Raw genomic sequence first — 12154 nt, forward strand, 5'->3', positions numbered from 1 at the left:
GACCTGCCCCGCATGACGACCGACACGACCCGACCGAAGGACGCGCCCAGGCGGCTGCCGCGCGTCGACCTGCCTGCCGACGCCCGCCTGGACACGCTCGCCGTGCGCGAGGGCCTGCCCGCGTCGCCCTGGGGTGAGAACTCCGAGGCGCTGTTCCTGACCAGCAGCTTCGTGCACCCCGATGCGGCGACGGCGGCAGCGCGCTTCGCCAACGAGGAAGAGGCCTTCGTCTACAGCCGCTTCACCAACCCGACGACGATGATGATGGAGCGCCGGCTGGCGGCGCTCGAAGGCACCGAGGCCTGCATCGCGACGTCCAGCGGCATGGCCGCGATCATGCTGCTGGTGATGGGCCTGCTGAAGGCCGGCGACCACGTCGTCTGCTCGCGCAGCGTGTTCGGCTCGACCATCAAGCTGCTTCAGGGCGAGTTCGGCAAGTTCGGCGTCCAGACCTCCTTCGTGTCGCAGACCGACGTGGCCGAGTGGCGCGCCGCGATCCGGCCGGAGACCCGGCTGCTGTTTGCCGAGACGCCCAGCAACCCGCTGACCGAGGTCTGCGACATCCGCGCGCTGGCCGACATCGCCCATGCCGCCGGTGCGCTGCTGGCGGTCGACAACTGCTTCTGCTCGCCGGCGCTGCAGCAGCCCGCGAAGCTCGGCGCCGACCTGATCATCCATTCGGGCACCAAGTACCTCGATGGCCAGGGCCGCGTCGTGGCCGGCGCCATCTGCGGGCCGGAGGCCATCGTCGAAGGCAAGTTCGTGCCGGTGATGCGCTCGGCGGGCATGTGCCTGTCGCCGTTCAACGCCTGGGTCGTGCTCAAGGGCCTGGAGACGCTGGCCATCCGCATGCGCGCGCAGAGCGAGTCGGCGCTGGCCCTGGCGCAGTGGCTAGAACAGCAGCCGCAGGTCGCGACCGTCTGGTATCCGGGCCTGCCGTCGCACCCGCAACACGCGCTGGCCATGGCGCAGCAAGGCGGCTGCGGAGGCGCGGTCGTCAGCTTCGTGGTGAGAGGCGAGGGCGCCGCAGCCGGGCGGGCCAACGCCTTCTCGGTCATCGATGCAACCCGCATCTGCTCGATCACGGCCAACCTCGGCGACACCAAGACCACCATCACGCACCCGGCCAGCACCTCCCATGGTCGCCTCAGCGAAGAGCAGCGCCTGGCCGCCGGCATCACTCAGGGGATGATCCGCGTGGCCGTCGGACTCGAACACATTGAGGACCTGAAGGCCGACCTCGCGCGCGGCCTGGCGCTGATCTGAGCCATCGGCCATCGCCGATGCAGACCCGAACGAGCACGTTTCCATGACCCAAGTCCGCACCCGCTTCGCGCCGTCCCCGACCGGCTTCATCCACCTCGGCAACATCCGCTCGGCCCTCTATCCCTGGGCCTACGCACGCGCCACGAAGGGCGTGTTCGTGCTGCGCATCGAGGACACCGACGTCGAGCGGTCCTCGCTGGAAGCGGTCGACGTGATCGTCGAGGGCATGCGCTGGCTCGGGCTGGACCATGACGAGGGTCCGTTCTATCAGATGCAGCGCATGGACCGGTACAAGGAGGTCCTCGCGCAGATGCAGGCGCAGGGCCTGGTCTATCCCTGCTACATGAGCACGGCCGAACTCGACGCGCTGCGCGAACGCCAGATGGCCGCCAAGGAAAAGCCGCGCTACGACGGCACCTGGCGTCCTGAAGAAGGCAAGTTGCTGCCGCCGGTGCCCGAGGGCGTACGCCCGGTGCTGCGCTTCCGCACGCCGCAGGGCGGGTCGGTGGTCTGGGACGACAAGGTCAAGGGCCGCATCGAGATCAGCAACGACGAGCTGGACGATCTGGTGGTGGCCCGTCCGGACGGCACGCCGACCTACAACTTCTGCGTGGTCGTCGACGACATCGACATGCAGATCACGCACGTGATCCGCGGCGACGACCACGTCAACAACACGCCGCGCCAGATCCACGTCTTCCGCGCCCTGGGCCACGAGCCGCCGGTCTACGCCCACCTGCCGACCGTGCTCAACGAGCAGGGCGAGAAGATGAGCAAGCGCCACGGTGCCAAGCCGGTGACGCAGTACCGCGACGAGGGCTACCTCGCCGACGCGGTCGTCAACTACCTGGCGCGGCTGGGCTGGAGCCACGGCGACGACGAGATCTTCAGCCGCGAGCAGCTGGTCGAGTGGTTCGACCTGGATCACCTCGGCCGCAGCGCCGGCCAATTCGACGAGGCCAAGCTGCGCTGGGTCAACGCCCAGCACATGAAGCGCTGCGACAACGCGGTCCTGGCCGGCCTGGTGGTCGAGCAGCTCGCCCGCATCGGCGTGACGACAGTGGCCGACGAGCGCCTGGCGGCGCTGTGCGCGCTGTTCAAGGATCGCTGCAGCACGACGGTCGAACTGGCCGACTGGCTGGCCATCTACTTCCGCGACGTCCAGCCCAGCGACGAGGACCGCGCAGCGCACCTGGGCGAGGCGGTGCGCCCGGCTCTGGGTGCGCTGGCACAGCGTCTGGAGGAGCTGGCGAGCTGGGATGCGCCTTCGATCGCCGAGGCCCTCAAGGCCACGCTGGCCGAGTTCAAGCTGAAGATGCCGCAACTGGCCGTGCCGGTGCGGGTGGCCGTCTGCGGTCGCGCGCAGACGCCCTCGGTCGACGCCGTGTTGTCGCTGTTCGACAAAAAAAATGCGCTCGAACGCTTGCGTCGCGTTTGAAAGCACTCCATAATTGCATTCTCGCTTGAACAAGGCGGCGCTTGATGAAGCAAGCAGCAACGGAATCGAAAAAAGCTGAAAAGCAAACAAGGTTCCAGAGCAGTTTGCGACGTCTCCAACGGGGGTATAGCTCAGCTGGGAGAGCGCTTGCATGGCATGCAAGAGGTCAGCGGTTCGATCCCGCTTACCTCCACCAATTTGGTGCCGCCGAGTTTGACGTCAAGGTCTTGACCCCTTCGTCTAGAGGCCTAGGACACGACCCTTTCACGGTTGTAACAGGGGTTCGAATCCCCTAGGGGTCGCCAAGTTTGACGAGACTTGGCGGGAATCATCAAAAGTGGTTCTGCTGATCGTCACCGACGCGGAGTGGTAGTTCAGTTGGTTAGAATACCGGCCTGTCACGCCGGGGGTCGCGGGTTCGAGTCCCGTCCACTCCGCCAAGTATCTTTCGGGTCATGTCTTATTCATGGCCCGTTTCTTTTTGAATGGTTGATTGTTGCGTCTGACCCCTTCGTCTAGAGGCCTAGGACACGACCCTTTCACGGTTGTAACAGGGGTTCGAATCCCCTAGGGGTCGCCAAGTTTGTCGATGCTTGGCGGAGATCGAAGATTCGATCTTGCAGATTCGACGCTGGTTTCAGCACCACTGCGGAGTGGTAGTTCAGTTGGTTAGAATACCGGCCTGTCACGCCGGGGGTCGCGGGTTCGAGTCCCGTCCACTCCGCCAACCCCCTTTTTGAAGGGGAGCTAAGCCGATGTAAGTCTTTGACTTGCAACGGCTTTTTGCTTTCTGGGTCTCCTTTTTCTGCTACCCCGTCTACGGTCGACGGTGCTACCCCGAAACGACTTCGGTGTAGCAGTCCGGTGTAGCAGAGCGGTGTAGCAGTCACCGCCCGCCATCGAAGTGCTCGCCGAGGTCCAAAGCGACCAAGGGGCATCGATGAGTCAATCCTCCAATGCCGTCCGACGCCTCGCGCTCGTTGGCGGCAAGTCCGCGGCGAAGCTGCCGCAGTACATGCACCGTCGCGGCGACATGCTGTACTTCAAGCGGAAGATTCCGGCAGACGCCGCCGATGCGTTCCCCGCCTTCAAGGAACAGGTCTGGAAGGCGCTCGGAACGAACCTGCTGGCGAAGGCCAAGGTCCGCCTTGCGGTCGAGGTGACGGAGTTCAACCTGACGCTCGCAGCGTTCCGCCGCAATAAGGCTGCTCAGGAGCGTGACCAGGAGAGGGAACCGGCGCCGCCAGGACTTGCGCTTGTCGGTGGCCGTTCTGGCGAGGCCCAGACTCAAGGCCTGCTTGAAGCTGTTCGACCCGCCGTTGCCTCCGCGACCGTCGAAATTGCTGCCCTTGCTCTCCCGGCGGCGTCGCCGAGCACGGAGCCGCGGCCACTTGGCCAGGCCGTTGTCGGGCAGGAAGCGCAACTAGAGGCCGACCGCTTGAAACTACTTCGCAGCCTAGAAGCCGGACTTGAGCAGTTGCGGCTGATGACGCAGGGCGCCGAGTCTGCCGTCCCGGCATCCCCCGCCCGAAGCCGGGCAGAGCAGAAGCTTCAGCATTCGCCGCTTGCAACCGCGGTCGCGCCGAGGGTGGTTGGGCCAACGCAGACCCTGATGCATCTGCTGGAAGATTGGAAACAGACCCAGACCCGGCCTCGAACCATCAGCGCTTATGAGACGGCCGTCATGGAGTTTCGGAAGCTCCATGGCACCATCCCGGTCGAGGCCATCACGCGGCCGATGGTGCGTGCATATAGAGACCACCTCATAGACCAGGGGCTGTCGAAGGGAACCATCGAGAACCGCATCGGCTTCCTGTCGACCCTGATTCGTCACGGCATGACTGAGCTCGTCGAGCATCTTGCAGGTAACCCCTTCGAACGCATCGGCGTTGTTGGCGCTTCAGGGCTCAAGCCAAAGAAGGACCGGCGCGCGTACGAGGTCTGGGAGTTGAACTTGCTCTACGCGAGCGAGCTGTACACGCAGGGCTACCGCCCAGAGGGCCAGTCCATTGACGCGGCGTACTGGCTGCCGCTCATGGGCCCATTCGTAGGAGGCCGCATCGAGGAGCTGTGTCAGCTGGCCATCTCTGACGTGCAGTCAATCAACGGCGTCTGGTGTCTGCGCATCTGCAACCTCGACGAAGACCAGAAGCTCAAGAACGAAGGCTCGTTCCGCCGCGTGCCCCTCCATGATGAACTCATCAAGTGCGGGTTCCTGGCATACGCAGCGAAGGTTGCCGCTGCCGGTCATAGGCGCCTCTTCCCCACGCTCAGCAACCGCAACGCGAACGAAATCTACTCGAACTCCCCTGGCAAATGGTGGGGCCGCTACTGCGACCGAATCGGGCTGACGGACCATCGCCTCGACTACCACTCGTTCCGCTACCTTATGAAGCAGCGCTTGGGCCTCTGCGGCGTTGAGAACGAGCCGAGGGACGCACTGCTGGGCCACTGGGCCAGCGACAGTAACGCCAAGCGCGTTTACATGCGCGCCGAGGAAAACCAGTATCCCTTTCCGAGCCTTGTCGCTGCGATGAAGAAGCTGCGCTACGACGAGCTCAGGATTGAGCACCTGTACGTCGCCCACCCATACGAGGGCGTGGGCGAGCACCTGGTGCGTTGACGAACCGGCTCGTCGACTCGACTGAGGTCTCAGCGCCGTTCGCCCGCTCTGGCAACGCTACCGGTCGCGCCGCTTCCCGCCTGTGCGTCCACGCACAAACCGGTCTGTCGGCCATCTTCTCAGGCCGAATCCGGCTTCGGACAATGTGAGCCTCGCCACTGAGCACTCAAGTCAGCCTCACGAAGTCGAAAACCGATGACGTGAGACCTCGCCATGTCGACCGATACCACTACCCCCAAGCCAAGCAGTGCCGCCACCATTCCGCCCCAGTCGGAGTGGCCTCCCTACCTCGCTCTGAGAGGGAAGACGTTCAACTTCAAGCGCAAGTTCCCGGCACTTGTCGTTCGCCATTCCGGAGGCCGGTACAAAAAGGACGCTCATCAATGGAAGTCGCTTGGCACCTCGGACTTCGAAGTCGCGGTCAAGCGCCTCGCGGAGGAAACAACGCGCTTCGACCGGCGTATGGACGCCCTCATCGCGAAAGTGAACGAGAGTCCAAAGGCGTCAAAGGCAGCCAGAGGCGAGGGCACGACAAAGTACCTCCTGCCCGAGCACATTCCATACATTCTTGAACGCTACGCGTGCGGCATCCTGCAAGACGATGATGAAGAGCGCGAGGGAATGAACCCCGAGGAGCGGGCGGAGCACATTGAGCGCCTCGAGAGTTGGATTTTCGATTACAAGCAGAGCTGCGCCATTGGTGACTTCTTGCCCGTCGAAGAACTATCTGCTGAGATTCTCAGCCTTGAGTGTCTGATTGCCCCCCCAGGCTCCGAAGTGCGTCAGCAGTTCCTTTGGGAACTCATGAGCCGAGACATCGAGCTCGCGGAGACGCAGCTCGCACGTGCCAGAGGGAAGCTCGTCAAGGCGCCAAAGGAACTTCCCATTGCGCCTCGCGACATACCGACCATGCGGGACCTTTACTGCAGTTGGGCGCTGGGCCAAAAGATTGACCGCACGAAGGACACCTACCTCTCCTTTGTCGAGGAGTTCGAGGCGCTCTACGGTGCGCTTCCTGTCGCATCCATCACCCACGACGAGCACGGGCTTGGGTACCGCAACTACCTCGGCAACTGCGATTGGGTTCGTCCGACGGTCCAGAACCGCATTGGCGGCCTTGCGACGCTGGTGCGGCACGGAGTTTCCGAGGGCTTGGTCAAGCTCGCTGGGAACCCCTTCGACCACATCAAGCTCGACATGATTCCGGACACTCCTGCGAGCGAGCAGCGCCGTTCCTACGAGCTCGCCGAGTTGCAGACAATCTTCGGCGACGCTCGCTACCCGACATGGAACGGCGTCAAAGGCCAATGCGCGGAAGTCGCGCACTGGGGACCCTTGGTGGGCATCTTTACTGGGGCGCGCATCGAGGAGGTTTGCCAGGCGAGGGTAGATGACGTCCGGCGGCTGAACGGCGTCTGGGTTCTCCGAATTACCAACCTAGGCCCCGACCAGAGACTCAAAGCCGACGGAAGCTTCAGGTACGTCCCCATTCACGACGAACTCATCGAGTGCGGCTTCCTGCAGTTCGCAGCGGAACAGAAGCGCGGAGGGCACGAACGGCTCTTCCCCTCGCTGAGCAACGACAACAAGAACAAGACCTTCTCGAGTGCCTACAGCAAGTGGTACGGGCGATACCTTGACGCCCTGGGGATGTCTGACCCTCGACTCTGCTATCACAGTTTCCGATTCAGCTTCAAACAGCAACTGGCGATTTGCAACGTTCAGTTCTTGACAGTAGATGCCCTCGCTGGGCACTGGCTGGAGGAGAAGGTTTCCGGGCGCGGTTATATGCGCGTGCAGGACCGGCAGTACCCCCTACCTCTGCTTGTTGATGCCATTAAGAAGCTCAAGTACGAGGGTCTGGACCTGTCACGTTTCATCGTCGGTAACCCGATGGATGGCGTCGACGAGGTGTTGGGATGACCCGAGCCGCGGACGTTTTGCTTAGCGCACGCTGGCCCCTCGCCGAGCCTGCAGCTCAGTCATCGCTTGGGTAATGCCACTTGTGAGTGCACGGAGTCCATCTGAGGCGCTCAGATGCGCGTACTCCTTCATCACGGTTGCCAGCGTGTCATGCAGCAGCGTCGCCACGGTTACGTAGTCAGCCGGGTTTCGTTTCAGATGGTCGGTTGCAATGATGTGCCGAACAGCGTGTGCCCCGAAGCCAATGCAACCCGGAATATGTATCCTGGTGAGCGCCTTCAGCCGATTTGATAGACCGTCCGCTGTCCAGCCCTGTTGCTCGACTCCGAACTCGAGCGCAAGGTGAACTTTGGCCTTGCGAGGGCCTAAGACCGTGGGAAGAAAGAGTCGGTCGGAGACATCGGCATCGATGAGGTAGGGACGTGCCTCGGATAGATACCGCTCGAGCCACGGTACAACCCTAGCATCCACCGATGCGGAGTACGGCTGGCACGCCGCACCGGCTTCGTTCTTGAAGTCACTCGGCTCGAAGAAGATGCCCCAGGCACCCGGACCTGTCCTCCGCAAGTGACCCGTGTTGTCGGGCTTGTACTCCATCAAGGCGTACATGCCCACGCGCAACGGATTGCTGATGAGCATCCGAACAAAGACTATGTCACGGAGCCAACTCAGATAGTCCCTGCGATGCTCGATGGGAGGAGGCGTCGACTCGAGGGCTTCGGCGAAGGCCACGAGGTGTAGGAGCGGGAAATCGTCCTGAAGGATGGTTTCAATACGCTCTCGAGGATGACGAGAGCGTCCAATTCGTGCTCTCCGCTCCAGCAAGTTGGTGAATGACAGAAGGCGCTCATACGCACGAGAGCAATGCGACTGCCATGCTTGCTTCAGTTCAGGCCCATCGCCCGACAGCTCAAGTTCTTCGCGAACGCTGTCGGGAAGCGTCTTCGCGAGACCGGGCGTCGACCAAACGTAGCCGGTGATTGGTTTGATATGCGACCGTACGTGTCCGAGAAACATCATCAATCCGTTGTGAACAATGCCGTCGGCGCGCCTCGTCATCCACCTCGTATGCGCCTCTACATGAGCCGGTAATGCCAGCCACGCCAGAGTGTCTGCCTCTGCCAACGCAAGGCCAATTCCATCGGGCGCAGGCAAGGCAAGGCGGCCAAGATAGCTGGCGATGCTGCCAAAGTGAACGCCGGCGGTCGCGCACACTTGTCCGTCGCAGACTGCGGCAGGAGGAACGCGGAACGAGGTCTTCTCCAGAGGCTTCACGCGCCAGGAATTCCGCTGTGTCGCGCCTTCCCTGGTCAAGTCGGACTTGAATCGAGTCAGGTCTTTCCACTGTGTCGCAATCCGTGGGGTGAATTTGATGGCGTAGGCGCCCTTGCGGCGATTGCGCTGCATCCGCTGACCGAATTTGGTCGAAGGTCGCTTTTCGTGCGGAGTTCTGGAGTACCGCGTGCGCCGGGTTGGAGGGAGGCGGCGTACCAGCGCACCCTTCGGAAGTTCGAGAGCAATCTCGAGACTTGCAATGACGTGTACGTCCACAGACTTTGGAAGCCCTTCCCCGAGCTTCCAACGTCGCAATGTGGGTGCCGCAACGCCTATGCTGCGCGCAATCTGAGGCAATGAATGCGGCGACGCGTCTACGGCCAGCTTGAGGGCATCTGAGAACCGCTCGGGTAACGTGTCCAGCAGGCGCAACTGGTCATGCAACGTACGCCAGCGCAACAGCTGCTCGGCTCGGTCTCGACGTGTTCGTTCGGCATGACTATCCTGAATCCCATCTTGAAACCGCAAGAACATGTCATCGAAATCTGTCCCGAAGTGCTTTCCAACCAAGGCATCCGGAGAAATTTCATGAACTCTGCGCCACAGGTTGAGCGCGGCGACTAGGTTGTCCACCTGCTGCTTTGGCATTCCGCCATCGCTTAGCAGATTGCGACCCGCGTCAGTTAGTGACGCGTAAGTCATAGTGAGCGTTGCACCCAACTCTGAAGCTATCTGCCTTTCCGTGGTTTTAGTGTCGACGTCGGCGGGGTTTTGAGATTCCTTGAGCATGAACTGGTAGTGAAGTTGGTCTTCTAACGGCATCGTTAGATTGCGAATAACGGGAAAGCAGAGAGCAAAGAGGGACGGCGTTGGAAAATCCGTCGGAACTTGATATGCACTTGGTTGATGAACAGCGAAACAATTGCCGTTATTCACTCAGAGGCCGTCCTACTGGCGGCATACGTCGCCGGGTGTCGAGCCCGGCTTGCTTTGTGTAGGGACGCTGTTTAAACGTGGCTGCAACTGCCAAGGGGCGGCAAAGGCGCCTCGCGAGGGAAAAGGCGCCCCCGCCGAACGGGGGCGCTTAAAGAGTTCTACGGCTCTAACTAACTCAACTACCTCTCCCGCTTTCCCTTCCCGTACTCGTCGAGGTCGGTCTGAGCCCGCGCGTCACCGAGAGCGGCTCGGTGAATAGCGAGCATCCATTCCTCCTCCCGAGCAGGACGGGATTCAGACGGACCCCGTAGCTCTTGGTAGAGCAACGCGACGAGGCGCTGGACTTCGTGGTCAGCGCTCATGAGTGCGTCCGGGCAGAAGCCAGCCCATGCCGGGTCACGGCGCATTGCTGCTAGAGCCTTCTTGACGCGCTCGGACATCGGCGATTCCGGGGGGTACATCACGTCTTCGACCGTGACGATTCCTGCGAGACAGAAGACGAACATGGGCGGCACTCCGAGATACTTGGCTGCAGCTCTCAGCACTGTTCGCTTTGCGTTCGCAACGTCGGTATCACGACGCCGCCACTCTGCAATGCGCTGATACGGTACTCCAAGCTCGTGTGCCATGTCTTCGAGCGAGTCTCCGCGTTGGGCCGATTCCGCGAGCAAGACTCGAATTAGCGGCGGGTCATCCAAGCTCGGTGGTGCGCGCCCTCTCCCCGGTGGCTTTGGCACAGTTCTCTTTGACATCAATGGTTCCTGAGTCGACAGCAGTTCGCTGACAGAGCGTGTAGCGACTCGTCGAGGTCACCATCGGCCCCTGAAGAATGACGGGCGAACCCCGTGCTGCCTTGAGCGTTTGGCTAACAGAGCAGCGGCTATCTGAGGGTTGAGGTGTTAGGAACGTTGCCTGCATAGTCCGACCACCATGGAGCATCTGCGTTCAGCCGCATTGGTTGGACGGGGGCTCGTAGGCCAGGAAGAGCTATGACAACGCCTGATGAGCGCACGCGTGCTGTGATGCAGACGCGCGACTTTCTGCAAGAGCTGGCGGGGCAATCTGCCGACCCATGCATTCCCGAGTTCGTGCGGAGGGAGGCACATCGCCTGTTACGACACTATCCGGGTGGGTCGAACATGAGCCTTGTGCACAACGTATTGCCCTCCTGGTTCGGAGCGGTACCCGAAAGGCAGGTCGACCGGAGTCGCTTGGAAAGGGCCCTGGAAGGTTCGGAGGTCCACGGGGTCTGGAAAGTTGGCATCGTTCAAACAGTGGACCCGACCAAGGGGCGCTGCACCTTTCTCGATGGATTGACTGAATCGCTGCATCGGTATGTGGCCAAGACAGACGCCGAGCGTTCAGCGCTGGCACACATCTCTAAAGGAGATTGCGTGGACTACTGCGTAGGTGTGAGAGGCCAAATCGTCTGCGTGCACAAGCCGACTCCCGAGGCACCTGAAAACTCCTTGTCAGGCGGTCTCTTGTCAGGCTCCGCATCAAGCACCTGAAGCATCCTCTCTGCTCACCCATTGGGTGATGGGCCGCGGCCCGGGCCCGGAAACGATGAACTGGCTTCTTGACTCGTTAAGACGAAGAACTGCGAACGGACCTACAGCATGACCGTCGAGGAACTCATTCAACTCTTGTATCGTTTTGGCTCACGTACGTCCGTCAGGCTGGTGGACTCGGTAGGCCAGTTCGTTCTGACGCCGTGCGATATCGAGGGCCTGGACACCGACGCGCCAGGTGGTCCGGCGGTCTGCCTCTTCGCACGCGACGCCGCGTGCGCGCGCCCGGTCCGACCTGAGATGAAGTGCCGGACGTGTGGATGGGTGCACGTCGCCATTCCCAGGCATCACGCCGAACAGTGGGTCCTGGACGCCACGCCAGAACAAAGGCAGGACGGGCGCTTGGCTTACGCGGCTATGCACCGATATTTCCGCTGCTACCGATGTGGCGCAACGACCGATGCCTTCGTGCCAGCCTTGCCGAGTGATGCGCCGGTCGGCTGCACGCTTCAACCCGTGGTGGTCGGGCAGCGCAAGGAAAGCCGTGATTAACATCGAGGGGAACTTGACCGTCGATAGAGGCTGCCCGGGAGCGCAGGTCGTCTACCTGGGCATTTCGGGCGTATTGCACCCTAGCAGAACCACATACGAGCTCGTCAACCATCGCTCGCCCTGGGACGACGGGCATGAGCTCTACGAAGGTGTGCCGGTCCTAGACACGGCGCTGCAGCGCTGGCCTGCCGCGCGCATCGTGCTGACATCGACATTGCCCTGGTCGCGCGGCCTAGATGCGGTTCTGCCTCAACTGGGTGCCCTCGCTGAACGGGTCGACGCCTTCACATACGATGACCTTACGAAGCGCGCCGTCCGAACGGTTACGACACGCAGCGGGTCGACGCGCGCCGTAACGTACTCGAACGAAGACTACTGGCGTCTGAACAAGTCCGGCATCGTCGCCGCGCACGTAGAGTGGCTGAAGCCTGCCGCTTGGGTGGCAATTGATGACGAGACCATTCTGTGGCCAGACGCCGTTGTGCGCGACCAGTTGGTCGCCACCGATGGCTGCGTCGGGCTGATGAGCCCAGAGGCGCAGGACCGGCTGCTGACGGTGTTGCACGCGAACTTCGGTAAGCGTCCGCCAAAGTCACCTTGACCCCGGCACGGCCGGCGCTCAGGTCCCAG

General features: G+C 62.0%; 9 protein-coding genes and 5 tRNA genes. 12 read left to right on the forward strand and 2 right to left on the reverse strand.

Annotation, left to right across the window (positions count from 1 at the left end; genetic code table 11):
* Positions 1-12: 12 nt before the first annotated feature.
* From Q8X39_RS13395 to Q8X39_RS13435, 9 genes are all read left to right on the forward strand, one after another.
* A complete protein-coding gene (locus tag Q8X39_RS13395; protein WP_305750176.1) occupies positions 13-1266 on the forward strand; it encodes an O-succinylhomoserine sulfhydrylase in 1254 nt (417 codons plus the stop codon).
* Between the two features lie 43 nt (positions 1267-1309).
* Positions 1310-2704: a glutamate--tRNA ligase gene (gene gltX, locus Q8X39_RS13400; RefSeq protein ID WP_305750177.1), complete on the forward strand. Its 1395-nt coding sequence runs from the start codon at positions 1310-1312 to the stop codon at positions 2702-2704.
* A 120-nt stretch (positions 2705-2824) separates the two neighbouring features.
* Positions 2825-2900: transfer RNA gene (locus Q8X39_RS13405), tRNA-Ala, on the forward strand.
* Positions 2901-2933: 33 nt separating this feature from the next.
* Positions 2934-3009: transfer RNA gene (locus tag Q8X39_RS13410), tRNA-Glu, on the forward strand.
* Positions 3010-3067: 58 nt separating this feature from the next.
* A tRNA-Asp gene (locus Q8X39_RS13415) sits at positions 3068-3144 on the forward strand.
* A gap of 64 nt (positions 3145-3208) precedes the next feature.
* A tRNA-Glu gene (locus tag Q8X39_RS13420) sits at positions 3209-3284 on the forward strand.
* 70 nt (positions 3285-3354) lie between these two features.
* A tRNA-Asp gene (locus Q8X39_RS13425) sits at positions 3355-3431 on the forward strand.
* Positions 3432-3644: 213 nt separating this feature from the next.
* Positions 3645-5327, forward strand: a complete 1683-nt coding sequence (locus Q8X39_RS13430; RefSeq protein WP_305750178.1) for a site-specific integrase — start codon at positions 3645-3647, stop codon at positions 5325-5327.
* A 213-nt stretch (positions 5328-5540) separates the two neighbouring features.
* A complete protein-coding gene (locus Q8X39_RS13435; RefSeq protein WP_305750179.1) occupies positions 5541-7250 on the forward strand; it encodes a site-specific integrase in 1710 nt (569 codons plus the stop codon).
* A gap of 21 nt (positions 7251-7271) precedes the next feature.
* On the opposite strand, the gene Q8X39_RS13440 is transcribed toward Q8X39_RS13435, so the two are convergent.
* Positions 7272-9347: a hypothetical protein gene (locus Q8X39_RS13440; RefSeq protein WP_305750180.1), complete on the reverse strand. Its 2076-nt coding sequence runs from the start codon at positions 9345-9347 to the stop codon at positions 7272-7274.
* A gap of 293 nt (positions 9348-9640) precedes the next feature.
* Positions 9641-10090 (reverse strand): hypothetical protein, encoded by a 450-nt coding sequence (locus Q8X39_RS13445; protein WP_305750181.1) that lies wholly within the window; start codon positions 10088-10090, stop codon positions 9641-9643.
* A gap of 360 nt (positions 10091-10450) precedes the next feature.
* Here Q8X39_RS13445 and Q8X39_RS20535 point away from each other — a divergent pair, with 360 nt between their 5' ends.
* From Q8X39_RS20535 to Q8X39_RS13455, 3 genes are all read left to right on the forward strand, one after another.
* Positions 10451-10972, forward strand: a complete 522-nt coding sequence (locus Q8X39_RS20535) for a BPSL0761 family protein (protein WP_369538106.1) — start codon at positions 10451-10453, stop codon at positions 10970-10972.
* Positions 10973-11080: 108 nt separating this feature from the next.
* The gene (locus tag Q8X39_RS13450) at positions 11081-11524 is read left to right on the forward strand and encodes a hypothetical protein (protein WP_305750182.1); all 444 of its coding nucleotides are present in this window, start codon (positions 11081-11083) and stop codon (positions 11522-11524) included.
* The gene (locus Q8X39_RS13455) at positions 11517-12125 is read left to right on the forward strand and encodes an HAD domain-containing protein (protein WP_305750183.1); all 609 of its coding nucleotides are present in this window, start codon (positions 11517-11519) and stop codon (positions 12123-12125) included. Before Q8X39_RS13450 ends, Q8X39_RS13455 begins: the two co-directional genes overlap by 8 nt.
* Positions 12126-12154: the final 29 nt, after the last annotated feature.

Origin of the sequence: Leptothrix discophora, assembly GCF_030705305.1 — a bacterium.
Lineage (GTDB): Bacteria > Pseudomonadota > Gammaproteobacteria > Burkholderiales > Burkholderiaceae_C > Sphaerotilus > Sphaerotilus discophorus.